The organism is Shinella sp. R2-11 (assembly GCF_055330205.1).
On sequence record NZ_JBVAPC010000006.1, the window covers coordinates 216005 to 238915 of the forward strand.

At 67.4% G+C, this 22911-nt stretch carries 19 protein-coding genes; 15 read left to right on the forward strand and 4 right to left on the reverse strand.

Annotated features, from left to right (window positions below):
• Positions 1–18: 18 nt before the first annotated feature.
• Complete coding sequence (locus ACZ1A1_RS16865; RefSeq protein ID WP_463620792.1) at positions 19–1644, reverse strand: GMC family oxidoreductase; 1626 nt, start codon at positions 1642–1644, stop codon at positions 19–21.
• A gap of 192 nt (positions 1645–1836) precedes the next feature.
• Here ACZ1A1_RS16865 and ACZ1A1_RS16870 point away from each other — a divergent pair, with 192 nt between their 5' ends.
• The 15 genes from ACZ1A1_RS16870 (at position 1837) to ACZ1A1_RS16940 (ending at position 18651) form a co-directional block, all read left to right on the forward strand.
• Positions 1837–3093, forward strand: coding sequence for a flavin-containing monooxygenase (locus tag ACZ1A1_RS16870; RefSeq protein WP_463620793.1), 1257 nt, complete (start codon positions 1837–1839; stop codon positions 3091–3093).
• 157 nt (positions 3094–3250) lie between these two features.
• A complete protein-coding gene (locus ACZ1A1_RS16875; protein WP_463620794.1) occupies positions 3251–4210 on the forward strand; it encodes a LysR substrate-binding domain-containing protein in 960 nt (319 codons plus the stop codon).
• Positions 4207–5688: an aldehyde dehydrogenase gene (locus ACZ1A1_RS16880; protein ID WP_463620795.1), complete on the forward strand. Its 1482-nt coding sequence runs from the start codon at positions 4207–4209 to the stop codon at positions 5686–5688. Before ACZ1A1_RS16875 ends, ACZ1A1_RS16880 begins: the two co-directional genes overlap by 4 nt.
• Positions 5689–5976: 288 nt before the next feature.
• Complete coding sequence (locus ACZ1A1_RS16885) at positions 5977–8058, forward strand: oxidoreductase (RefSeq protein WP_463620796.1); 2082 nt, start codon at positions 5977–5979, stop codon at positions 8056–8058.
• Between the two features lie 10 nt (positions 8059–8068).
• Complete coding sequence (locus ACZ1A1_RS16890) at positions 8069–9160, forward strand: ABC transporter ATP-binding protein (protein ID WP_463620797.1); 1092 nt, start codon at positions 8069–8071, stop codon at positions 9158–9160.
• A complete protein-coding gene (locus ACZ1A1_RS16895) occupies positions 9157–10086 on the forward strand; it encodes an ABC transporter permease (protein WP_463620798.1) in 930 nt (309 codons plus the stop codon). Before ACZ1A1_RS16890 ends, ACZ1A1_RS16895 begins: the two co-directional genes overlap by 4 nt.
• A complete protein-coding gene (locus ACZ1A1_RS16900; RefSeq protein ID WP_463620799.1) occupies positions 10083–10892 on the forward strand; it encodes an ABC transporter permease in 810 nt (269 codons plus the stop codon). The genes ACZ1A1_RS16895 and ACZ1A1_RS16900 overlap by 4 nt, the downstream gene beginning before the upstream one ends.
• Before the next feature lie 18 nt (positions 10893–10910).
• Complete coding sequence (locus ACZ1A1_RS16905; protein ID WP_415214197.1) at positions 10911–11927, forward strand: extracellular solute-binding protein; 1017 nt, start codon at positions 10911–10913, stop codon at positions 11925–11927.
• Positions 11928–11985: 58 nt separating this feature from the next.
• Positions 11986–12408, forward strand: coding sequence for a RidA family protein (locus tag ACZ1A1_RS16910; RefSeq protein ID WP_313194008.1), 423 nt, complete (start codon positions 11986–11988; stop codon positions 12406–12408).
• An 11-nt stretch (positions 12409–12419) separates the two neighbouring features.
• Positions 12420–13097, forward strand: a complete 678-nt coding sequence (locus tag ACZ1A1_RS16915; RefSeq protein ID WP_463620800.1) for a DUF1028 domain-containing protein — start codon at positions 12420–12422, stop codon at positions 13095–13097.
• A 253-nt stretch (positions 13098–13350) separates the two neighbouring features.
• A complete protein-coding gene (gene argE, locus ACZ1A1_RS16920; RefSeq protein WP_463620801.1) occupies positions 13351–14511 on the forward strand; it encodes an acetylornithine deacetylase in 1161 nt (386 codons plus the stop codon).
• A 102-nt stretch (positions 14512–14613) separates the two neighbouring features.
• On the forward strand, positions 14614–14817 hold the full coding sequence (locus ACZ1A1_RS16925) for a cold-shock protein (protein WP_119258105.1): 204 nt from the start codon (positions 14614–14616) through the stop codon (positions 14815–14817).
• A 186-nt stretch (positions 14818–15003) separates the two neighbouring features.
• Complete coding sequence (locus ACZ1A1_RS16930; protein WP_463620802.1) at positions 15004–16215, forward strand: MFS transporter; 1212 nt, start codon at positions 15004–15006, stop codon at positions 16213–16215.
• A 63-nt stretch (positions 16216–16278) separates the two neighbouring features.
• Entirely contained in the window at positions 16279–17616 is a 1338-nt protein-coding gene (locus tag ACZ1A1_RS16935; RefSeq protein WP_463620803.1) for an NAD(P)/FAD-dependent oxidoreductase, read from the forward strand.
• A 78-nt stretch (positions 17617–17694) separates the two neighbouring features.
• Positions 17695–18651, forward strand: coding sequence for a sugar-binding transcriptional regulator (locus ACZ1A1_RS16940; protein ID WP_119258103.1), 957 nt, complete (start codon positions 17695–17697; stop codon positions 18649–18651).
• Between the two features lie 6 nt (positions 18652–18657).
• On the opposite strand, the gene dhaL is transcribed toward ACZ1A1_RS16940, so the two are convergent.
• Genes dhaL through ACZ1A1_RS16955 form a run of 3 tightly spaced genes read right to left on the reverse strand, consistent with a single transcriptional unit; the run spans position 18658 to position 22908 of the window.
• A complete protein-coding gene (dhaL, locus tag ACZ1A1_RS16945) occupies positions 18658–20421 on the reverse strand; it encodes a dihydroxyacetone kinase subunit DhaL (RefSeq protein ID WP_463620804.1) in 1764 nt (587 codons plus the stop codon).
• Positions 20422–20456: 35 nt separating this feature from the next.
• A complete protein-coding gene (locus ACZ1A1_RS16950; protein ID WP_463620805.1) occupies positions 20457–21419 on the reverse strand; it encodes an ABC transporter permease in 963 nt (320 codons plus the stop codon).
• Positions 21409–22908, reverse strand: a complete 1500-nt coding sequence (locus ACZ1A1_RS16955; RefSeq protein WP_463620806.1) for a sugar ABC transporter ATP-binding protein — start codon at positions 22906–22908, stop codon at positions 21409–21411. The genes ACZ1A1_RS16950 and ACZ1A1_RS16955 overlap by 11 nt, the downstream gene beginning before the upstream one ends.
• Positions 22909–22911: the final 3 nt, after the last annotated feature.

Consider the following 22911-nt stretch of genomic DNA (forward strand, 5'->3'; position numbering starts at 1 on the left):
CTAGCCCAACCTTGCCGATCACGCGCGCTCCAAAATGGCATCCGCCGCCTTTTCCGCGATCATGATCACCGGCGAGTTGGTGTTGCCCGAAACGATGGTCGGCATGACGGAAGCATCGACGACGCGCAGCCCCTCGAAACCGTGCACCCGCAGCCTGGCATCCACCACCGCCATCGGATCGCCGCCCATCCGGCAGGTGCCGACGGGGTGGAAGATGGTCGTCGCGATATCGCCGGCGCGCCGGATGAGGTCCTCGTCGCTCTGGTATTCCGTGCCCGGCAGCATTTCCTGCGGCCGGAAGCGGGCGATCGCCCGCGTCTCCATGAGGCTGCGGGCATGGCGGATGGATCTGGCCGCCAGCAGCCGATCGCCCGGCGTCGACAGATAGTTCGGCCGGATCTCCGGGGCGAGCGCCGCATCGTCCGCCGTCACATGCACCGTGCCGCGGCTTTCCGGCCGGAGATTGCAGACGGAGACCGTCACGGCCGGATAGCGGTGCAGCGGCTCGCCGAGCCGGTCGGTGCTGAGCGGCTGGACGTGATATTCGAGATCGGCCGTGGCGACCGCCGGATCGCTCCTGGCGAAAATACCGAGCTGGCTCGGCGCCATGGAGAGCGGGCCGGAGCGGCGCAATGCATATTGCAGGCCCATGCCGGCTCGGCTCAGGAGGTTGTGGTAGAGCTGGTTCAGCGTCCTTGCGCCTTCGATGCGGAACACCGTGCGGATCTGGAGATGGTCCTGCAGGTTCTCGCCGACACCGGCGAGCGCATGGCGCACCGGAATGCCGAGGGCCGAGAGCACGTCCGGCCGGCCGATGCCCGACAGTTCGAGGAGTTTTGGCGAGTTGATCGCGCCCGCCGACAGTATGACCGCGCGGGAGGCGCGCGCGACGGCGGGCCGGCCGTTCAGCCGGAAGCGCACGCCGCTCGCCCGTTTGCCGTCGAATTCCAGGCGTTCCGTCTCCGCCCCGGTGAGGACACGCAGGTTCGGGCGCTTCATCGCCGGGCGCAGGAACGCCTTGGTCGTGTTCCACCGCACGCCGCCGCGCTGGTTGACCTCGAAATACCCCGAGCCCTCGTTGTCCCCGCCGTTGAAGTCGTCGGTCTTGGGGATACCAAGCTCCTCGGCGGCGTCGCGGAAGGCGTCAAGGATCGGCCAGGAAAGGCGCTGGCGCTCGACGCGCCACTCGCCGCCGGCGCCGTGGATGGCGGACGAGCCGCGATAATTGTCCTCCGACTTCAGGAAATAGGGCAGCACGTCGTCCCAGCCCCAGCCGGCATTGCCCGCCTGCCGCCAGCCGTCGTAGTCGGCCGCCTGCCCGCGCATGTAGATCATGCCGTTGATCGAGGAGCAGCCGCCCAGCACCTTGCCGCGCGGATAGTCGAGCGCGCGGCCGTTGAGCCCGGCCTCCGCCGCCGTCTTCATCATCCAGTCGGTGCGCGGATTGCCCATGCAGTAGAGATAGCCGATCGGCACATGGACCCAGTGGTAGCGGTCCGACCCGCCGGCCTCCAGCAGCAGGACGCGGTTCCCGGGGTCGGCGGAGAGCCGGTTCGCCAGCACGCATCCGGCCGAGCCGGCGCCGACCACGATGAAGTCGTAGCGCCCCTCGTCCGCCGGCATCTCCCCGTCAGGCATGTCCATCCCGCCCTCGCCTCGTTTGTATTGCCATGCCATCTTCCATGGCCGTCATCCGACAGACGACGGCGATTCCATGGCTTAGCGACCGCCTAAGCATCGCTGAATTAAACACTCATGTCCGCTTTTTTTCCCTTCCCTTACACATCGGCAGGACCGGTCACAGAGGTGGCGCTCCGGGAAGGAAAGGAAAGCGGCATGGCAGTGGAAAAAGTGGACACGCTCGTCATCGGCGCCGGCCAGGCGGGCGTCGCGATGAGCGAGCATCTCGGCAGGCGCGGCATTTCCCATCTCGTCCTGGAAAAGGCCCGCATCGCCGAGAACTGGCGCACCGCCCGCTGGGACAGCCTCGTCGCCAACGGCCCCGCCTGGCACGACCGCTTTCCCGGCATGACCTTCCCCGGTCTCGACGGCGAGGCCTTCGCCCCCAAGGAGCAGGTGGCGGATTATTTCGTGACCTATGCGGAAAAGATCAAGGCGCCGATCCGTTGCGGCGTGGAGGTCCGGTCGGTCGGCAAGGAGGGCGAGACCTTCCGCGTCGAGACCTCCGACGGCGTGATCGAGGCGCGGAACGTCGTCTCGGCCACCGGCGCCTTCCAGCGCCCCGTCATGCCGGCGCTGGTGCCGCAAGAGAAGGGCCTGACGCAGATCCATTCCAACGCCTATCGCAATCCCGGCCAGTTGCCCGAGGGCGCGGTGCTGGTGATCGGCGCCGGATCCTCCGGCACGCAGATCGCCGACGAGCTCTTGCGCGCCGGCCGGCGCGTCTACCTTTCCATCGGCCCGCACGACAGGCCGCCGCGCCGCTATCGCGGCAAGGATTTCTGCTGGTGGCTCGGGGTGCTGGGCATCTGGGACCTCAAGGTGCCGGCGCCGAACACCGAGCATGTCACCATCGCCGTCAGCGGCGCCTATGGCGGGCAGACGGTCGACTTCCGCCGCCTCGGCAATCGCGGCATGACGCTGCTCGGCCGCGCCGAATCCTACAGGGACGGCGTGCTGCATGTCGCGCCCGACCTCGCGGAGAACATCGCGCGGGGCGATGCCAACCATCTCTCCCTGCTCGACCGCGCCGATGCCTATGCGGCGGAGCATGGCCTCGACCTGCCCGAGGACCCCGAGGCGCGCCACAGGGAACCGGACCCGGCCTGCGTGACCGATCCGATCCTCGCGCTGGACCTCAAGGAGGCCGGCATCACCTCCATCGTCTGGGCGACGGGCTATGCGGTGGACTACGGCTGGCTGAAGCTCGACGCGCTCGACGAGAAGGGCCGCCCCGTCCACGAGCGCGGCGTCTCGAAGGTGCCCGGCCTCTTCTTCGTCGGCCTGCCGTGGCTGTCGCGCCGCGCCTCCTCCTTCATCTGGGGCTGCTGGCACGACGCGGATTATCTCGCCGGCTACATCGCCGAGCACCGCAGCGGAAAGGACACCGGCGTCGCCGCCGTGGCCTCCTGAAAGGCCAGGCACCGGCCGCCAGCGAGGAGGAAGCGAGCATGCCATGAACCGTCCCCCCGCCCCAAGGCGCGAGCGCGCCGTCCACAGCCTGACGGAACGCACCCTTTCCGCGCGGGCGAATCTGTTCCTTAATTGGGGCCTCAACAGGGGAACAGACATGGCCTTGCGCTTCACGCTCCGGCAACTGGAGTATCTCGTCGCGGTCGGGGAATTCGGCTCCGTCACGGAGGCGGCCGAACGGGTGAACGTTTCGGCGCCGTCCGTCTCGGCGGCGATCTCGCAGCTCGAGAAGGAATTCGGCATCAACCTCTTCGTGCGCCGCCACGCGCACGGCCTTTCGCTGACGCAGGCCGGCCACGGCTTCGTCGCGCAGGCGCGGCAGATCCTCTCGGAAGCGGCAAAGCTCAACGCGCTTTCCAACGAGCTGACCGGCCAGGTGCGCGGGCCGCTGCATGTCGCCTGTCTCGTCACCTTCGCGCAGGCCGTCATCCCGCCGCTGCGCCGCGCCTTCTCCGACACCTATCCGGATGTCGATTTCTTTCAGTACGAGCGCGACCAGGCGCGCATCCTCGAAGGGCTGCGCATGGCGCGCTTCGACATCGCGCTCAGCTACGATCTCGACATTCCCGCCGACATGACCTTCCACGAGCTCGCCGTGCTGCCGCCCTATGCGGTGCTCGACGAGGACCATCCGCTCGCCGGCCGCCGCGAGGTGACGGTGGAGGACCTTGCGCCGCATCCGATGATCCTGCTCGACCTGCCGCATTCCTCGGCCTATTTCCTCTCGCTCTTCCGCGACGCCGGCCTGACGCCCCATGTGGCGGAGCGCACGCGCGACATGTCCGTCATGCGCGCCATGGTCGCCAATCGCTTCGGCTATTCCATCGCCAATATCCGCCCGGTCTCCACCTATGCGCCGGACGGCAGCCGCCTCGCCTTCGTGCCGCTGACCGGGAACCTGCGCCCCATGCGCATGGGCATTCTCTCGATGGCCGATGCCAATCCGGCCCTCACCGTGCGGCGCTTCATCGACTTCTGCGGCGAGACGATCCGCGGCATGGGCATGGACCTGCCGGTTTCCGCCGCAACCCCACCCGCAAAGAAAGGCAGTTCATGACGACGACCATCGACTGGCGCGCCCGCGCGGCGAGCCTGAAATTCCGCAACGGCCTCTATATCGACGGACGCTTCCGCGATGCCGCGAAGGGCGGCCGGTTCGAGACCGTCAACCCCGCCAATGCGCAGGTGCTGACCGCCGTCGCACGCGGCACCGCCGAGGATATCGACGCCGCCGTCGCCGCCGCCCGCCGCGCCTTCGAAGACGGCCGCTGGTCCGGCAAGTCGCCGGCCGAGCGCAAGGCGGTGCTGCTGCGCCTTGCCGCCCTCATCCGCGAGAACGTGCCGGAGCTTGCCCTCCTCGACACGCTCGACATGGGCAAGCCGATCGGCGACAGCTCGACCATCGACGCGCCCGGCTCCGCCCACTTCTTCGAATGGCACGCCGAGGCCATCGACAAGCTCTATGACGAGATCGCCCCCACCGGGCGCGGCGACCTTGCCATGATCCGCCGCGTGCCGCTCGGCGTCATCGGCGCCGTCGTGCCGTGGAACTTCCCGCTCGACATGGCGACGTGGAAGCTCGCGCCGGCGCTCGCCACCGGCAATTCCGTCGTGCTGAAACCGGCCGAGCAATCGCCGCTCTCCGCCCTCATGCTGGCCGAGCTTGCCTCCGAGGCGGGCCTGCCGGACGGCGTGCTCAACGTCGTGCCCGGCTTCGGCGAGGATGCCGGCCGCGCGCTCGGCCTCCACCCGGATGTCGACGCCCTCGTCTTCACCGGCTCGACCAAGGTCGGCAAACTCTTCATGACCTATGCGGGGACAAGCAACATGAAGCAGGTCTGGCTGGAGACGGGCGGCAAGTCACCGAACCTCGTCTTCGCCGATGCCGACCTCGACAGGGCGGCCGAGATGGCGGCCTTCGGCATCCTGTTCAATTCCGGCGAGGTGTGCTCAGCCAATTCCCGCCTCCTCGTGCACCGCTCCGTGCAGGAGGAATTCACGCAGAAGCTGATCGCCGCGACGGCCGCATGGCCGCTCGGCGACCCGCTCGACCTTGCCACGCGCATGGGCCCGCTGGTCGAGAAGAGCCATGCCGACCGCGTCGCCTCCTATATCGACATCGGCCGCAGGGAGGCGCGCCTTGCCCATGGCGGCACGCGCGAGACGCGCGACGGCTCGGACTGCTACATCCAGCCGACCATCTTCAACGAGGTCGCGCCGGACGCCCGCATCGCGCGGGAGGAGATCTTCGGCCCCGTCCTCGCCATCACGCCCTTCGACAGCGACGAGGAGGCGCTGCGCATCGCCAATGACAGCGAATACGGCCTTGCCGCCTCCGTCTGGACGAAGGACCTTTCGCGCGCGCTCTCGGTTTCCGACCGGCTGAATGCCGGCACGGTCTCCGTCAACACGGTCGATGCGCTCTCCGCCATGACGCCCTTCGGCGGGGTCAAGCAGTCCGGTTTCGGCCGCGACCTCTCCATCCACAGCTTCGACAAGTATTGCGCGCTCAAAACCGTGTGGGTGAAATACTAGGCATCTGCCTGGGCCGGCGGCACGCGCCGGCCCGTATTTCGATCATCGGCCGCGCCGGCTCCGGCTTGCGCTTTTTCCCGCAAGCCGAAGCCGGCGCCGCCGTCTTCATAATTGACTGAAATCAAAAGATATTTTGCAAGACACCGTTTATTCGCGCGAAAATTGAAAAGGCGCGGCCTTCACACCGCGCATCTCGATTAGCCTGAACCTAATCCATGCTTCCGGAACGCATCATTTACCGGAGGCACTTCGCCCAATCCAATAGCCTCACAAAACCCGGGGACCGCCATGCGTGACGCCAAATACGATATCCTGTTCGAACCCCTCGCGATCGGCCCGCATGTCGCGAAGAACCGGTTCTACCAGGTGCCGCATTGCAATGGCGGCGGCTATCGCGACCCCTCGGCGGCCGCGGCGATGCGCGGCATCAAGTCGGAAGGCGGCTGGGGCGTCATCTTCACCGAGCAGACCGAGATGCACCACACCTCGGAGATCACGCCCTTCATCGAGCTCAGGCTCTGGGAGGACAAGGACATTCCCGGCCTTCGCCGCATGTCCGACGCCATGAAGGTACATGGCGCGCTCGCCGGCATCCAGCTCGCCTATTCCGGCATTAACGGCCCGAACTTCTACACCAAGGAGGTACCGCTCGCCCCCTCCGCCCTGCCGATCCGCACCTTCACCAACGATCCGGTGCAGGCCCGCGCGCTGGACAGGTCCGACATCCGGGACCTGCGGCGCTGGTTCGTCAACGCGGCGAAGCGCTCCAGGGTCGCCGGCTTCGACCTCATCTGTCTTTACGGCGCGCACGGCTTCGGCATCTTCCAGCACTTCCTGTCGCGCGCCACCAACCAGCGGACCGACGAATATGGCGGAAGCCTCGAAAACCGCTCGCGCTTCGCCCGCGAGGTCGTCGCCGATATCCGCGATGCCGTCGGCGACACGACCGCGATCACCATGCGCGTCAGCCTTGACGAGACGATCGGCGAGCTCGGCTTCTCCAATACCGAGGTGCGCGAATTCGTCGAGATGAACGCCGACCTGCCCGATCTCTGGGACCTCGCGCACGGCGCCTGGGAGGACTGTTCCGGCCCCTCGCGCTTCAAGGAGGAAGGCGCGCAGGAGCTGCTGGTCAAGGGTATCCGGGAACTCTCCTCGAAACCCGTCGTCGGCGTCGGCCGCTTCACCTCGCCGGACGTGATGGCGCGGATGATCCGCCAGGGCGTGCTCGATTTCATCGGCTGCGCCCGTCCCTCCATCGCCGATCCCTTCCTGCCGAGGAAGATCGAGGAGGGCCGCATCGAGGACATCCGCGAATGCATCGGCTGCAACATGTGCATCACCGGCGACATGACCATGTCGATCAGCCGCTGCACGCAGAACCCCACCTTCATGGAGGAATGGCGCAAGGGCTGGCACCCCGAGCGCATGAACGAAAAGGGCGAGAGCCAGACGGTGCTCGTCGTCGGCGCCGGCCCCGCCGGCCTCGAAGCCACGCGCGCCCTCTCGCTGCGCGGCTATGACGTGACGCTCGCCGAGGCCACCACGACGCTCGGCGGCCGTGTCGCCCGCGAGCGGCTGCTGCCCGGCCTTTCCGCCTGGGGCCGCGTCGTCGACTATCGCCAGTACCAGATTTCCCAGCGCACCAATGTCGAGACCTATTTCGACAGCCGCCTGACGGCCGAGGACGTGCTGGGCTTCGGCTTCGAGCATGTCGCCATCGCCACCGGCGCGCACTGGCGGCGCGACGGCGTCGCCCGCCAGCACGTCGTGCCGATGCCGGTCGATCCGGCCATGACCGTCTGGACGCCCGACGACGTCATGGCGAAGGTCCATCCGGAAAACCTTACCGGCAAGACCGTCGTCGTCTATGACGACGACCACTATTACATGGGCGGCGTGATGGCCGAGGTGATGGCCAAGGCCGGCGCGAATGTCATCCTCGTCACGCCCTCGGCCTATGTCTCCGACTGGACGCGCAATACGCTGGAGCAGGGCGCGATCCATGTGCGCCTCGACGATCTCGGCGTCGACATCCGCCTCAACCGCGGCGTCACCGCCATCCGGGCCGGCGAGGTCGAGACCAATTGCACCTATACCGGCCGCAAGGCCGCCATCGGCTGCGACGCCGTCGTCATGGTCGCCTCGCGCCTTGCCGAGGACGCGCTCTACAACGACCTTCTCGCCCGGCAGGCGGACTGGGCGGATGCCGGCATCAGATCGGTCAAGATCATCGGCGACGCCAGCGCCCCCGCCCCCATCGCCTGGGCGACCTATGCCGGCCATCGCTATGCGCGGGAACTGGACACGCCCGATATCGGCGATGCCCTGCCCTTCCGCCGCGAAGTCACCCAGCTCGAACCGGCGTGAGGACCAAAGCATGACTGAGCCCCATTCTACCGGAGACGAGAAGGCCATCGAAGTGCAGTCGGTCTCCAAGAGCTTCGGGGCCTATCAGGCGCTGAAATCGGTCAGCTTCCATATCGGCAGTAACGAGTTCTTCACGATGCTCGGGCCCTCCGGCTGCGGCAAGACCACGCTTCTGCGCATGCTCGCCGGCTTCGAGAGTCCGGACACGGGCTCGATCCTGCTGGGCGGCAGCGAGGTCGTCGCCATCCCGCCGCACAAAAGACGCGTCAACACGGTCTTCCAGAGCTACGCGCTCTTCCCGCACATGACGCTGGAGCAGAACGTCGCCTACGGCCTCGAAAACCTCGGCTGGGAGCAGGCGCGCATCAGGGCCCGCGTCGGCGAGATGCTGGAGCGGGTGCATATGGGCGCGATGGCCAGGCGCAAGCCCGCCCAGCTCTCCGGCGGCCAGCGCCAGCGCATCGCCCTTGCCCGGGCGCTGGCGCCCGAGCCGGAAGTGCTGCTGCTCGACGAGCCGCTCTCCGCCCTCGACCTGAAGCTGCGCCAGGCGATGCGCGACGAGCTGCGCACGCTCCAGCGCGACACCGGCATCACCTTTGTCTTCGTCACGCACGACCAGGAAGAGGCGCTCGACATGTCGGACCGCATCGCCGTGCTCGGCGGCGGCGAGGTGCAGCAGATCGGCACGCCCGCGGAGATTTACGAGGAGCCGGTCAACCGCTTCGTCGCCGATTTCGTCGGCGAGACGAATTTCCTCGACGTGGAGGTGCTGGAGGCCGCCGGCGGCGAGGCGACCGTCCGCACGCCCTTCGGCCTTGCCATCACCGTGCCGGCGACCGGCCCGACGGTGAAGGGCCGCGCGACGCTCTCGGTGCGCCCGGAAAAGATCAATCTCGGCAACCAGGTCGAAGGCATCACCTTCGAGGGCCGCATCACCAACAAGAACTACATGGGCGGCTACACCCATTACACACTCGACGTCTCCGGCACGGAGCTGCGCGCCTCGCGCCGCAACGCGTCCCGCGAGGGCGACACGATCCCGCTCGGCGCGACGGTTCCCGTCGGCTTCGTCGCGGGCTCGGCGCGGGTGCTGGCGGCATGACCGACAGCGCCCTCCATATCCCCGCCGAGGCGGTGCGCGCGCCCCGCGCCCGTTTCTGGCACGACCTTTCCTTCTGGGGCCTGCTGCCCTCGCGGCTGCTGATGGGCTTCGCGCTGATCCTGCCGATCTTCATCATCGCCGCCGTGTCGGTCGCGACGCGCGGCGCCTATGGCGGCTTCACCTGGGACTTCAACCTTTCCGGCTACAGCCAGATCCTCTTCAACGAGGGCTGGACCGGGGAGCTGGAATTCACCCCGCAATATCTCCTCATCATCGGCCGCACCTTCCTGCTTGCCGGCGCGACGACGCTGATCTGCCTCCTCTTCGCCGTGCCGGTCGCCTATTTCATCTCGCGCCAGCCGCCGGGCCTGAAGGCGGCGCTCGTCTATCTGGTGACGCTGCCCTTCTGGGTCTCGATGATCCTGCGCGTCTATGCCTGGATGATCATCCTCGGCAAGGACGGCACCTTGCCGAAGCTGCTCGAAACGCTCGGCCTTCCCGCCGGCATGAGCTTCATGTTCAACGACGGCGCGACGCTGACGGCCATGGTCTATACCGCGATGCCGCTGATGGTGCTGCCGGTCTTCGCCTCCATCGAGAAGCTCGACGGCACGCTGATCGAGGCCTCGCACGACCTTTACGGCGACCGCTGGGTGACGCTGCGCCGGGTGATCCTGCCGCTGACGGCGCCGGGCCTCACCGCCGGGGCCATCCTCGTCTTCGTGCCGGCGCTCGGCGCGGTGCTGGAGCCGACGCTGATGGGCGGCGGCAAGCAGATGATGATGGGCTCGCTGATCCAGCTCCAGTTCGGCGGCGGCCGCAACTGGCCCTTCGGCGCGGCCATCGCCATGACGCTGATGGCGCTCGTCATGGTCTTCCTGATCGTCACCGCGCTGCGCGCCGCCCGGCGGGAGTTGGCGCCATGAGCATCCGCCACGACGTCAAGCGCTATCCGGGCCTCACCCCCCTCACCGTCGTCTTCTTCCTCTATCTCTACGCGCCGCTCGCGGTCATCGTCGTCTATTCCTTCAACGCCAACCGCGTTGCCGGCGTGTGGACGGGCTTTTCGCTGAAATGGTACGGCTCGGCGCTCAACAATGCCGCGCTGATGAACGCGCTGAAGGTCTCGCTGACGGTCGCCGCCGTCGCCACCGTCGTCTCCACGCTGATCGCGCTTTCCGCCGCGCTCGCCATCATTCGCGGCAGGAACCTGCGCTTCCGCAAGCTCTCGGAGACCGTCGTCAACCTGCCGCTGTTGCTGCCGGAGATCGTGCTCGCCGTCGCGACGCTGCTGCTCTTCTCGCTGCTCGACATCCAGAACGGCATGCTGCGGCTCAACATCGCCCATTCCGCCTTCTGCACGCCCTTCGCCTTCCTGCCGATCCGCGCCCGCCTGCAGGGCATGTCGCTGGACTTCGAGGAGGCGAGCGCCGACCTCTATGCCGACCGCTGGACGACCTTCCGCCGGGTGACGCTGCCGCTGATCTTCCCCGGCGTCTTTTCCGGCGCGATGCTCGCCTTCCTCATCTCGATGGACGACTTCATCACCTCGAACCTGCTCTCCACCGGCGGTTCGACGACGCTGCCCGTCTACATCTTCTCGCTGATCCGCGCCGGCACCTCGCCGGAGCTGAACGCCATCGCGACGCTGCTGATCCTGGCCTCGCTCGTCCTTGCCACCGCCGCGCTTCTCGTTGCCGCGCGCGGTGCGCGTGAAAATGCAGAACCATAAACAAAGAGAGGAACAGTCATGAAGAAATACCTTGCAGCCACCGCCCTTGCCCTCTGCCTCGCCACCAGCGCGCATGCCGCCGGCGAGCTGAACATCTATGCCTGGGCGGAATCCATCTCGCCGGACCTCATCGACAGGTTCTCCAAGGAGAACGACGTCAAGGTGAATGTCGACAGCTTCACCTCCAACGAGGACCTGCTGACCAAGCTTCAGGCCGGCTCCTCCGGCTACGACATCGCCACCCCGTCGCAGCACTTCCTGCGCGTGATGATCGACCAGGGCCTCATCGAGAATTTCGCGGCCAACACGCTGAAGGCCTACGAGAACATCGAGGAGAAGTGGCGCAACCAGTGGTGGGACGAGAAGCAGGAGTATTCCATCCCCCTCGCCTACGGCACCGCCGGCTTCGTGGTGAACACCGACCAGTACAAGGGCCCGACCGACAGCTTCAAGTATTTCTTCGAGCCGGAAGGCGAGCTCAAGGGCAAGATCGCCCTCCTCTCCTATCCCGACGAGGTGATCGGCGCGGCCCAGCTCTATCTCGGCGTGCCCTTCTGCTCGGAGGACCAGGCGGAGATGAAGAAGGTGCTGGACCTCCTGATGGCGCAGAAGCCGTCTGTCGCGGTCTATTCCTCCGACAATATCGCAAGCCGCCTCGCCTCCGGCGAGGTCTCGGCGCATTTCTGGTGGGACGGCGATTCGCTGCGCGCCCGCAAGACCGGCTCGCCGGTCAAGCTCGCCATGACCAAGGAAGGCCTCGTCGGCTGGATGGACAGCTATGTCATCCCGAAGGATGCGCCGAACCGCGACAATGCGGTGAAGTTCATCGAGTTCATGTCGACGGCGGAGAACGCCACGGAGCAGATGAACTTCTACTCCCATTCCTCACCGATGAAGGTCATCCAGGACAAGGTCGTCAACACGAAGGAGACGGCGCCGGAGCTCTATCCGGACGTGCCGATCACCTTCTCGCGCACCTGCTCGGCCGCCGCGCAGGATCTGGTGACCCGCGTCTGGACGCAGCTCCTCCAGTAGTTCCGCCTTCGCGCCGCGGGAAACCGCGGCGCTTTCCCATCGCCCCAAGGAGACAGACATGCCCGTGCACACCCGCATCCGCCCCTTCAACACGAAGGAGACCTATCCCGAGCAAAAGCTGAACAACGATCTCTGCCAGGCCGTGGTGGCGCGCGGGACGACGGTGTTCGTGCGCGGGCAGATCGCGCAGGACCTCGACACGCGCGAGAGCCTGCATGTCGGCGATGCCGGCGCACAGGCCCGCAAGGCGATGGAGAACATCAAGATGCTGCTGGAGGAGGCCGGCTCCGACCTCAGCCATATCTGCCGCGTCGTCGTCTACCTCATAGACATCCGCTACCGCGAGGCCGTCTATACCGAGATGGGCAAGTATCTCCAGGGCGTCTTCCCGGTCTCCACCGGCCTCGTCGTCTCGGCGCTCGCCCGGCCGGAATGGCTGGTCGAGATCGAGGCGACCGCCGTCATTCCCGACGAAGCCTGAAGGAGGCCGGCATGACCTTTTCCGTCTCCGCCCGCTGCCCCGATACCGGCATGTTCGGCGTCGCCGTCTCCTCCTCCTCGCCGAGCGTGGCGGCGCGCTGCGCCCATGCGCGCGCCGGTATCGGCGCGGTCTCAACGCAGAACGTCACCGACCCGCGCCTCGGCCCGAAGGGACTGGACCTGATGGCGGGCGGGCTTTCGGCGGAAGCGGCGCTGGAACGGCTCGTCACTGAAGCCCCGCATATCGAATACCGCCAGCTCGCCCTCGTCGATGCCGAAGGCCGCACCGCCGCCTATTCCGGCGCGAAGACCCTCGGCACCCATGCGACGGCATGCGGCCAGAATGTCGTCGCCGCCGGCAACATGCTGACCGGCACCGCAATCCCGCAGAAGATGGTCGAGGCTTTCGAGGCTGCCGCCGGCAGGCATCTCGGCGACCGGCTGATCGCCGCCATGCGCGCGGCGCTCGCGGCGGGCGGCGAGGAAGGGCCGGTCCATTCCATGGGCCTCGTCATGGTCGACAAGGTCTCCTGGAACGTCGCGGATCTGCGCGTCGACTGGACCGAGGGCGATCCGATCGAGGAATGCGCCGCGCTCTGGGAGCGCTGGCGCGGCGAGATGGATGCCTATGTCACCCGCGCGCTCGATCCGTCCGGTGCGCCGAGCTATGGCGTGCCGGGGGATTTGTGAGGGGTGATTTAATCTGCGCCGCGCCCGGGGCTGCCCCTCACCCTAGCCCTCTCCCCGCAAGCGGGGAGAGGGGACGTGTCACACGCACGGTTATTGGTTGGGGAAACCGGTCCGGCATATCCCCTTCTCCCCGCAGCCAAGGAGAAGGTGGCCGGCAGGCCGGATGAGGGGCAAGCGCCATCCCAAGGCAAAGGTGATACCCTCCAATACGCCCGAAGCACCAACGTCCCCCGAACCAAACGACCGCACCCCCATGATCCCCTCCACGCCCGAAATCCTCGCCCGCCTCATCGCCGAGCCCACCGTCTCGCGCACGTCCAACCTCGCGTTGCTCGGCTATGTGGAAAGTCTGCTGCGCCCTGCCGGCGCGCGCATCGAGCGATTTTCCCACCCGGACGGCAGCCGCGCCAATCTCTTCGCGACCATCGGGCCGGAAGGGGCCGGCGGCGTGGTCCTGTCGGGCCATACGGATGTCGTGCCGGTCGAGGGGCAGGCCTGGAGCAGCGATCCCTTCACGCTCACCGAGCGCGGCGGCCGTTTCTACGGGCGCGGCACGGCGGACATGAAGGGCTTCGTCGCGGCGAGCCTGCGCGCGGCGCTGCTCGCCGCCGCCCGGCCGCTGAAGCGGCCCCTGCATCTTGCCCTTTCCTATGACGAGGAGATCGGTTGCATCGGCGTGCGCGGCATGATCGAGCCGCTGGCGGCGCGGACGGAGCGGCCGGCGCTGTGCATCGTCGGCGAGCCGACGGAGATGCGCATCGCCACCGGCCACAAGGGCAAGCGGGCGCTGCGGGCCTGCTGCCACGGCCAGGAGGGCCATTCCGCCCTCGCCCCGAAGGCCCTCAACGCCCTCCATCTCGGCGCGGCCTTCATCCAGGCCCTTGAGGCGCGGCAGGAGGCGCTGGCGGCGCACGGCGCGCGCGATGCCGACTACGACATCCCCTATTCCACCATCCATGCCGGCATGATGCGCGGCGGCACCGCGCTCAACATCGTGCCGGGCCGCTGCGAGATCGATTTCGAGATCCGTAACATCGCCGGGGACGATCCCGCCGACATCCTCGCCGGCATCGCCGCCGATGCGAAGGCCATCGCGGCGCCCTATCGCGGCCGCTTCCCCATGGCCTGCATCGAGATCGAGGAGGTTTCCGGCTATCCGGGCCTTGCGACCCGGCCCGACGCGCCCGCCGCCCGCCTCCTCGCCCGCCTGCTCGGCGACGAGACCACGCTGAAGGTGGCGTTCGGCACCGAGGGCGGCCTCTTCGACCAGACGCTCGGCCTCTCCACGGCGATCTGCGGCCCCGGCTCGATGGAGCAGGGCCACAAGCCGGACGAATTTATCGCGGCCGGGCAGCTCGAACGTTGCGACGCGATGCTCGCGCGCCTCACGGAAGAGCTGGAAACCGACGCCTGACCCTTATTGCCGCCGATATGGCGCGAATAAGCTGTTGCCGCACGCAGCGTCGATGCATAAGCTCCGGCGGCCGAAAGACGGCTTTTCGCACACGAGGATATCATGGCAACCGGAACTGTTAAGTTTTTCAACCAGGACAAGGGCTTCGGCTTCATCGTTCCAGACAATGGCGGGCCGGACGTGTTCGTCCACGTATCGGCCGTGCAGCCGGGCGGGCTTCTGCAGGAAGGCACGAAGGTCAGCTATGACATCGGCCAGGACCGCAAGACCGGAAAGTCCAAGGCCGAGAACGTCAGCACGCTCTGAGAAGACCTGGAGCATTTCCGCTTTTCCCCGAATCGCGAAAACGCTCCAGCTCTTTGCTTCTCCGCATTTTCGAACGCAAACCGCTTCGCGCTCTTGCCGGAAATGCTCTCATTCGAGAACGGCCATGCGGGGATGTGGCTGCAGCCGCAGACCCATCGCCGCATCCGGCTGCTCATGGAACCCGATATGACAGTCGCCATCCGCACCACCACGCAGCCGAAGACCTATCTTGCGGTCCTCGTCGTCCTGGGTTTCAGCCATCTTCTCAACGACCTGATGCAATCGCTGATCCCGGCGGCCTATCCGATCCTGAAGGATGCCTATGCGCTCGACTTCGTGCAGATCGGCATGATCACCATGACCTTCCAGATCGCTGGGTCGCTGCTGCAGCCGGCCATCGGCATGGTGACGGACAAGCATCCCGCGCCCTATTCCCCGGTCGTCGGCATGATGTTCACGCTGTCGGGACTGGTCAGCCTCGCCTTCGCCCACAGCTATGCGGTGATCCTCGTCTCGGTGGCCCTGATCGGCATCGGCTCGTCGATCTTCCACCCCGAGGCGACGCGCATGGCGCGCTATGCCGCCGGCGGGCGGCAGGGGCTGGCGCAGGGGCTCTTCCAGGTCGGCGGGCAGGCCGGCGGCGCGCTCGGACCGGTCTTCGCCGCGCTGATCATCGTTCCCTGGGGCCAGCCGAGCCTTGCCTGGTTCGCCGTGCTGGCGCTGATGGCGATGGGGCTCCTCGTCTGGATCGGCAGCAAGCAGCGCCAGATCAGCGCCGAATTCTCGGCAATGCGGGCCAAGGCCAAGACCGCGACCGGCACCGTGCGTCATGCCCCCGCGACGATCGGCGCGGGGCTGGTGGTGCTGACGCTGCTGATGTTCACCAAGAATGCCTATGGCGAGAGCTTCCGCTCGTTCTACACCTTCTATCTCATGGAGAAGTTCGGCCTCTCCATTCCCTCGGCGCAGATGATGCTGTTCATCTTCCTCCTGGCCTCGGCGGCGGGCGCGCTGATCGGCGGCATCGTCGGCGACCGGATCGGCCGCTACCGGATCATCTGGATCTCGGTTCTCGGCCCGCTTCCCCTGACGCTGATCCTGCCCTATGCCGATCTCTTCTGGACCGGCGTGTTGACGGTCATGATCAACCTGATCATGGCAAGCGCCTTCGCCTCGATCCTGATCTATGCCATCGAGCTTCTGCCGAACCGCATCGGCCTGATCGGCGGGCTGTTCTACGGCCTCAACTTCGGCCTCGGCGGCATCGCCGCCGCCCTTCTCGGCATCCTTGCCGACAGCTACGGCGTGGAGACGGTCTACCATCTCTGCTCCTTCCTGCCGCTGGCGGGGCTGCTCGCATGGTTTCTCCCGAGGATCGAGGAAGGCACCGGCGGGTAAGCCGCCCGGCCTGCCTCCAGCGCGGCGGATGTCCGCCATGAACCCAATCGAGGAACGTTTCCGATGCCCGGTCCCTTTGTCGTACCCGTCCATGGCGATGCCGAGCTGCCGGCGGAGGTCGATGTCGTCGTCATCGGCGGCGGCATCATCGGCGTCTCGACGGCGCTGGAGCTGGCCGAGGCCGGCCAGCGTATCGCACTCTGCGAGAAGGGCGGCATCGGCCACGAGCAGTCCAGCCGCAACTGGGGCTGGGTGCGGGTCGCCAAGCGCGACCCGCGGGAAATCCCGCTGGTGCTGGAAGCCCAGCGCATCTGGCGCGGGCTGAACGCGCGGACCGGGCGCGACACCGGCTTCACGCAGGCCGGCATCCTCTTCAACGCGGAAGACGAGCGGGAAGGCGCCGGCTACGAGACCTGGCTGAAGCATCTCGACGGGCTCGGCGTCGATTGCCGGATGCTCTCGGGCGCGGAATTCTCGGCCATGTTCCCGCAATCGCGCCTTCGCCCGCCCGCCGCGCTCTACTGCGCCGACGACGGACGGGCCGAGCCGCAGAAGGCGGCACCCGCCATTGCCGAGCGCGCCCGCGAATGCGGCGCGCATATCCTGACGGAATGCGCCGTGCGCGGGATCGAGACCTCCGGCGGGGCGATCTCGGCGGTCGTGACCGAGCGCGGCACGATCCGCTGCCGCGCGGCGGTGCTGGCGGGCGGGGCGTGGTCGGAAATGTTCACCCGCAGCCTCGATGCCGGCATCCACCTGCCGCAACTGAAGGTGAAGAACTCGGTCCTTCGCACCGAACCGCATGACGGCGGCCCCGGCCAGGCGATGTGGGCGGGCGATTTCGCCATCCGCAAGCGGCAGGACGGCGGCTACACCATCGCCTCGGGCATCGGCAACGTCGTCGACATCGTGCCGGCCTCCTTCCGCTATGCGCTCGATTTCGTGCCGGCGCTGAAGGCCGAGTGGCGCGCGCTGATGCTGCGCGCCGGCTGGCGCTTCCTCGACGAGGCGCGCATGCCGCGCCGCTGGAGCCTCGACGAGCCGAGCCCGTTCGAATATTGCCGCGTGCTCGATCCCAAGCCGAGCCGCAAGCTGGCCGACATGGCCATGGCCTCGGCGCAGAAGGCCTTCCCGGCGCTGGCCTCGGCAAAGGTGGCGCAGCGCTGGGCCGGCTATATCGACGCCACGCCGGATGCCATCCCGGTGATTTCGGGCGTGGCGAAAATCCCCGGCTTCTTCATCGCGACCGGCTTTTCCGGCCACGGCTTCGGCATCGGCCCCGGCGCGGGCCGGCTGATGGCCGATCTCGTGCTGGGCCGCAATCCGGTCGTGGACCCGCGCGAATTCCGGCTCGAACGCTTCGTCGACGGCTCCAGGATCGAGCTGCTCGCCGGATACTGAACGGCGGCGGACGGCAGCAGTTGCTCCCGACAGGCGAATTGACGTATCGAGGACGCGCACGCCGGGAGAACATGTTGCATGAGCGAAGAATGGGGACATTTCGATGAGGAGCTGGAGCGCGCGCGCGTCGCGTGGCTCTATTTCATCGGCGGGCAGACCCAGCAGGAAATCGCCCAGCGCATGAACATCACCCGGCTGAAGGTCAACAAGATCATCGGCCAGGTGCGCGATTCCGGCAGCGTGCAGGTCAAGGTCAGCCTGCCGCTCACCGACTGCATCGAGCTCGCCGAGAAGGTCTCCGCCCGCTACGGGCTGGTCGACGCCGTGGTGGTGCCGGATCTCGACGACTATATCGAGCAGAAGCGCGTGATCGGCGAGGCGGCAGGGTCGCTTGCCAGCGACCTGATCGAGGGGCGCGACATGGGGGTGGGGATCGGCTCGGGCCGTACCCTGAGCTTTGCCGTGCGCAGCCTGCGGGCGCGGCCGCGCTCGCAAAGCTGGGTGGTTGGCCTCACCGGCGGCGTCACCAGCGGCTCGGCCACCAACACGTTCGAGGTCGCCACGGCCTTCGCCCGGGCGCTCGGCGTGGAATGTCACTACCTGACGGCGCCGATCTACTGCGCCAATCCGGAAAGCCGCAACGCGCTGCTCCTCAACGACGAGCTGACGGACGTGCTGGCGCGCACGGAGATCGCCGATATCGGCATCGTCTCCTGCGGGGCGCTCGCGCAGGAGACGTCGCTGACGCAGATCCGCGTGGTGAAGGACAATCTCGACACGGTGCTGAAGCGCGGCGCGGTCGGCGAGTTCATGGGGTGGTTCCTCGACGCGCGCGGCCAGACGATCGACCATTTCCTCAACGATTCGATCATCGCGCTGCCGCCGGACAAGCTGAAGCTCAAGCCGATTTCGGTGCTCGTCTCCGGCGGCATCCGCAAGATCCCGATCATCCGGGCGATCCTGCGCGCCGGCTATGTCAACCGGCTGGTCACCAATGAAGGCGTGGCGCGGGCCCTTTTGCAGGGCCCGCGCTGAGGCCGGTCAGGCAAGCGCCTTCCGCAAGGCGGCAGCCATCGCGCGCAGCGTGACATAGGTCGAGGCCGCGCCGGGATCGATATGGCCGACGGAGCGCGCGCCGAGCTTGGCCGAGCGGCCACGGCGCGATTCCAGCGCCGCCGTCGCCTTCATGCCCGCCTCGCCGCCGTCGCGGGCGGCAAGCAGCACGTCGATGGCCGAGCCGCCGCCCTTGGCGCTCTCCTGCGCCGCTTCGACCGCCGGCACCCAGGCGTCGATCATCGTCTTGTCGCCCGGCTCGGCCCGGCCGCGGTCGCGGATGCCCTGGCAGGCGGCGCCCAGCCATTCGGCCATGCCGGCGCCGTCGAGGTTGAGCCTGTGGCTGACGGCCGTGCCGGCGCGCAGGAACGCCGTGGCATAGAGCGGGCCCGAGGAGGCGCCGACGGCATCGAGGAACGCCTTCGCCATGCGCTTGCAGATCCCCTCGATCGTCTCATCCTCCTGCGTGTCCTCCAGCGCGTGCTGGACGGCCTTCCAGCCGATTTCCATCGTCACGCCGTGGTCGCCGTCGCCGATCACGCCGTCGAGTTCGGAAAGCCAGTTCTTCTCCGCGATGATCTCTTCGCCGACCGCGTGCATCATCGCCCTGAAGATCGCCGGCGTCACGTCGCCCTCGGTGAGGAGCTCGCGCGGCTTTTCCGGCGCGGCCGCCGTGCTTTCGGCGGCCTTGACGGCCTTGCGGCTGCGGGCGGAAACGTCGCTCTTCTCGAAGGCGCCGACGACGAGGGCCGGCGTGCGGCAGGGGTGGTCCAGCAGGGCCTGCAGCGTGTCGTCGAGCTTCATCAGCGTCACCGATGCGCCGGCCATTTCAAGCGAGGTCGCATATTCGCCGACCCAGGAGGCGTGGATATCGATGCCGAGCGCATCCAGCCGCTGTTTGACGCGGCGGAAGATGACGTAGAGCTCGATCTGCGAGGTGGCGCCGAGGCCGTTGACGAGGACGGCGACGCGGGAGCCCGCCTTGAGGTCGAGCTCGCCGAGCACGGCGTCCATCAGTTCGTCGGTCACTGCGTCGGCGGGGGCGAGCTTCTGGCGGCGAATGCCGGGCTCGCCGTGCAGGCCCATACCGATTTCCATGTCCTCGTCGCCGATGGTGAAGTTCGGCTTGCCGGTCTGCGGCAGCGAGCAGGGGCTGAGCGCGACGCCTATGGAGCGGGTCGCCTCGTTCGCGGCAAGGGCAAGCGCCTCGACCCGCGCAAGCGGCTCGCCGAGATCGGCGGCAGCGCCCGCGACCTTGAAGACGAAGAAGTCGCCGGCAATGCCGCGGCGCTCGGACTTGCGCTCGATGGGCGCGGAGGCGACATCATCGGCGACGGCGACGTGGCGCACGGCAATGCCCGCCTGCTCCAGCTCCTCGGCCGCCATGGTGAAGTTCAGCACGTCGCCGGTATAGTTGCCGTAGAGCATCAGCACGCCGACGCCACCATCGGCGGCGCGGGCCGCCTCGGCGATATGCGCCGGCGAGGGCGAGGCGAAGACGTTGCCGACGGCCGCCGCATCGGCAAGGCCGCGCCCCACATAGCCGGCAAAGGCCGGCTCGTGGCCCGAGCCGCCGCCGACGACGATGCCGACCTTGCCGTCGCGCGGGCCGTCCACGGCGACGACCGCCCGCCCCGTCTCCCCTTCCACGCGCAGCATGTCGGGATGGGCGCCCACCATGCCCTCGATCATCTCCGAGATGATGTTCTCCGGCGCGTTGATCAGCTTCTTGGTTTTGACTTCCTGGTTCATTCTCTTGTCTTTCGTCAGATCGATGCGGCCGGCCGTCAGGCGTCGCGGCGCAGATAACGGCGGGATACGGCGTCGAAGGAGATGGCGAGCACGACGATGGCGCCCGAGACGATGCCCTGCCAGTAGGGCGAGACGCCGAAGAGCACGATGATGTTCTCGATGATGGCGATGATGCCGGCACCGAAGATCGCGCCGATGGGGCTGCCCATGCCGCCCGTCGTGGCGACGCCGCCGATGACCGAGGCGGCGATGGGCGCCAGCACCCAGGTCTCGCCGATCGACGGCTGGGCAGTGCCGAGGCGGGCGACCATCAGGACGCCCGCGAGCGCAGCGATGGCGCCGGCGGCGACGAAGACGAGAAGGCGGATCTTGTCGACCTTGATGCCCAGCATGCGGGCGCCGGCCTGGTTGTTGCCGATGGCGTACATGTAGCGGCCGAAGGGCGTCTTCAGCATGACGAAGGTGGCGACGGCGAGCGCGACCAGCATGATGACGAAGGGCACCGGCATGCCGAGGACATCGCCACGGCCGAGATACTGCACCTCGCGCGGGATGCCGGTGATGGCGACGCCGCGCGTCAGCACGAGGTTGGCGCCGCCGAAGATGCCGGCCGTGCCGATGGTCAGCACCAGCGAATGGAGCCTGAGCACCGTCACCAGCAGGCCGTTGAGGAGGCCGAGGCCGGCGCCGAGCAGGATGGCGAGCAGCATGGCCGAATAGGGCTCCAGGCCGAGCCGGACCATCAGGATGCCGGAGATGACGCCGCACAGGCCCCCGATGACGCCGAGCGAGAGGTCGAGCTCGCCGAGCACCATCAGCATGGACTGCGCGATGGTGATGAGGCCGACGAAGGCAAGCCCGCGCGCGATGACCGAGAGGTTGTAGGGCGTGAGGAAATAGGGGGAGATCAGCGCCGACAGCACGAAGATGACGGCGAGCGCGACGAAAACGCCGGCAAGGGGGCTGCGCGTCAGGAGCGCGAGGGATTTACTTTGCATCGGCTTTCGCCTCCGTGCCGAAGATGGCGCCTACGAGTGTTTCATTGCTGGTTTCGGCGGTATCGAACGCGCCGGTGATGCGGCCGTGGTGCATCGTGACGATGCGGCTCGCGCATTTCTTCAGTTCGTCGAGCTCCGAGGAGACGAGGATGACGCCGACGCCTTCCTCGGCAAGGCCCTTCATGATCCGGTAGATCTCGGTCTTGGTGCGGATGTCGATGCCCTTGGTGGGCTCGTCGAAGATCAGCACGCGCGGTCGCGTCGCCATCGCCCGGCCGATGATGGCCTTCTGCTGGTTGCCGCCGGAAAGCTGCGAGATGCGCTTGCCCATGCCCGAGGTGCGGATGCCGTAGTCGTCGATGATCTTCTGCACCGCCTCGCGCTCGCGCCCGCTGCTGATGCCGAAGGCCCCTTTCGTCAACGAGAGGATGGAGATGCCGATATTCTCGCGCAGCGACAGGAGCGGGAAGATGCCGTGGTGCTTGCGCTCCTCGGAAAGGTACAGCATGCCGCCGTCGACCGAGGCGGCGGTGTCGTTGAGCGTCCACGGCTTGCCATCGACCTTAACCGTGCCGGCCTTGGCCTTCAGGAAGCCGAAGATCGTCTGCATGACCTCCGAACGGCCGGCGCCGACGAGGCCGGCGAAGCCGAGGATCTCGCCGCGGCGCAGCTCGAAGCCGACATCCTGGAAGCGGGGGCCGGAAAGGCCGCGCACCTCCATGATGGTGTCGGTGACGGGGCCTTTCGGGCGGAAATGCTCTTCGAAGGCGACATCGCGGCCGGACATGGCGCGGATCAGGTCGGCCTCGGTGATATCCGCGATCCGGCCGCTCTCGACCTTCTCGCCGTTGCGCAGCACCGTGTAGTCATCGCCGATGGCGAAGACCTCGTCCATCTTGTGGCTGATGAAGACGATGGCGTGGTCGCGGTCGAGAAGGCCGCGGATGACCTTGAAGACGCGGTCCACCTCGACGCGCGTCAGCGACGACGTCGGCTCGTCGAGGATGAGGACCTTCATGCTGGCATTGGTGCAGGCGCGGGCGATCTGGAGCAATTGCTGGTCGGAAACCGAGATATTGGCAACCAGCTCGCGCGGATCGGCCTCGATGCCGAAGCGCTCGAGATAGGTCCGCGCCTCCTCGACGAGGGCGCCGCGATCGACGAGGAGGCCGCCATGCCCCGTTCGGCTGAACGGCATGAAGAGGTTCTCGGCGACGCTCATCTGCGGGAAGAGGTTGAGCTCCTGCGGGACATAGGCGACGTTCTTGTAGAGGCCCGGGTCCTCCGCCGGGTCGCGGCCGTCGATCAGCACCTTGCCGCGCGAAGCCCGGTCGGTGCCGGTGAGGATCTTGACGAGGGTGGATTTGCCGGCACCGTTCTCGCCGGCGAGAATATGCGTGCGGCCGAGTTCGATCGACAGGTCGACCTTGTCGAGAGCGGTCACGCCGGGAAAGTCCCGGCCAAGGCCGTGGGTTTCGAGATAGGCCATGGG

Coding starts and splice junctions, on each gene's coding strand:
- ACZ1A1_RS16865 (WP_463620792.1), bottom strand. CDS start 1,644: ATGGACATGCCTGACGGGGAGATGCCGGCGGACGAGGGGCGCTACGAC.
- ACZ1A1_RS16870 (WP_463620793.1), top strand. CDS start 1,837: ATGGCAGTGGAAAAAGTGGACACGCTCGTCATCGGCGCCGGCCAGGCG.
- ACZ1A1_RS16875 (WP_463620794.1), top strand. CDS start 3,251: ATGGCCTTGCGCTTCACGCTCCGGCAACTGGAGTATCTCGTCGCGGTC.
- ACZ1A1_RS16880 (WP_463620795.1), top strand. CDS start 4,207: ATGACGACGACCATCGACTGGCGCGCCCGCGCGGCGAGCCTGAAATTC.
- ACZ1A1_RS16885 (WP_463620796.1), top strand. CDS start 5,977: ATGCGTGACGCCAAATACGATATCCTGTTCGAACCCCTCGCGATCGGC.
- ACZ1A1_RS16890 (WP_463620797.1), top strand. CDS start 8,069: ATGACTGAGCCCCATTCTACCGGAGACGAGAAGGCCATCGAAGTGCAG.
- ACZ1A1_RS16895 (WP_463620798.1), top strand. CDS start 9,157: ATGACCGACAGCGCCCTCCATATCCCCGCCGAGGCGGTGCGCGCGCCC.
- ACZ1A1_RS16900 (WP_463620799.1), top strand. CDS start 10,083: ATGAGCATCCGCCACGACGTCAAGCGCTATCCGGGCCTCACCCCCCTC.
- ACZ1A1_RS16905 (WP_415214197.1), top strand. CDS start 10,911: ATGAAGAAATACCTTGCAGCCACCGCCCTTGCCCTCTGCCTCGCCACC.
- ACZ1A1_RS16910 (WP_313194008.1), top strand. CDS start 11,986: ATGCCCGTGCACACCCGCATCCGCCCCTTCAACACGAAGGAGACCTAT.
- ACZ1A1_RS16915 (WP_463620800.1), top strand. CDS start 12,420: ATGACCTTTTCCGTCTCCGCCCGCTGCCCCGATACCGGCATGTTCGGC.
- argE (WP_463620801.1), top strand. CDS start 13,351: ATGATCCCCTCCACGCCCGAAATCCTCGCCCGCCTCATCGCCGAGCCC.
- ACZ1A1_RS16925 (WP_119258105.1), top strand. CDS start 14,614: ATGGCAACCGGAACTGTTAAGTTTTTCAACCAGGACAAGGGCTTCGGC.
- ACZ1A1_RS16930 (WP_463620802.1), top strand. CDS start 15,004: ATGACAGTCGCCATCCGCACCACCACGCAGCCGAAGACCTATCTTGCG.
- ACZ1A1_RS16935 (WP_463620803.1), top strand. CDS start 16,279: ATGCCCGGTCCCTTTGTCGTACCCGTCCATGGCGATGCCGAGCTGCCG.
- ACZ1A1_RS16940 (WP_119258103.1), top strand. CDS start 17,695: ATGAGCGAAGAATGGGGACATTTCGATGAGGAGCTGGAGCGCGCGCGC.
- dhaL (WP_463620804.1), bottom strand. CDS start 20,421: ATGAACCAGGAAGTCAAAACCAAGAAGCTGATCAACGCGCCGGAGAAC.
- ACZ1A1_RS16950 (WP_463620805.1), bottom strand. CDS start 21,419: ATGCAAAGTAAATCCCTCGCGCTCCTGACGCGCAGCCCCCTTGCCGGC.
- ACZ1A1_RS16955 (WP_463620806.1), bottom strand. CDS start 22,908: ATGGCCTATCTCGAAACCCACGGCCTTGGCCGGGACTTTCCCGGCGTG.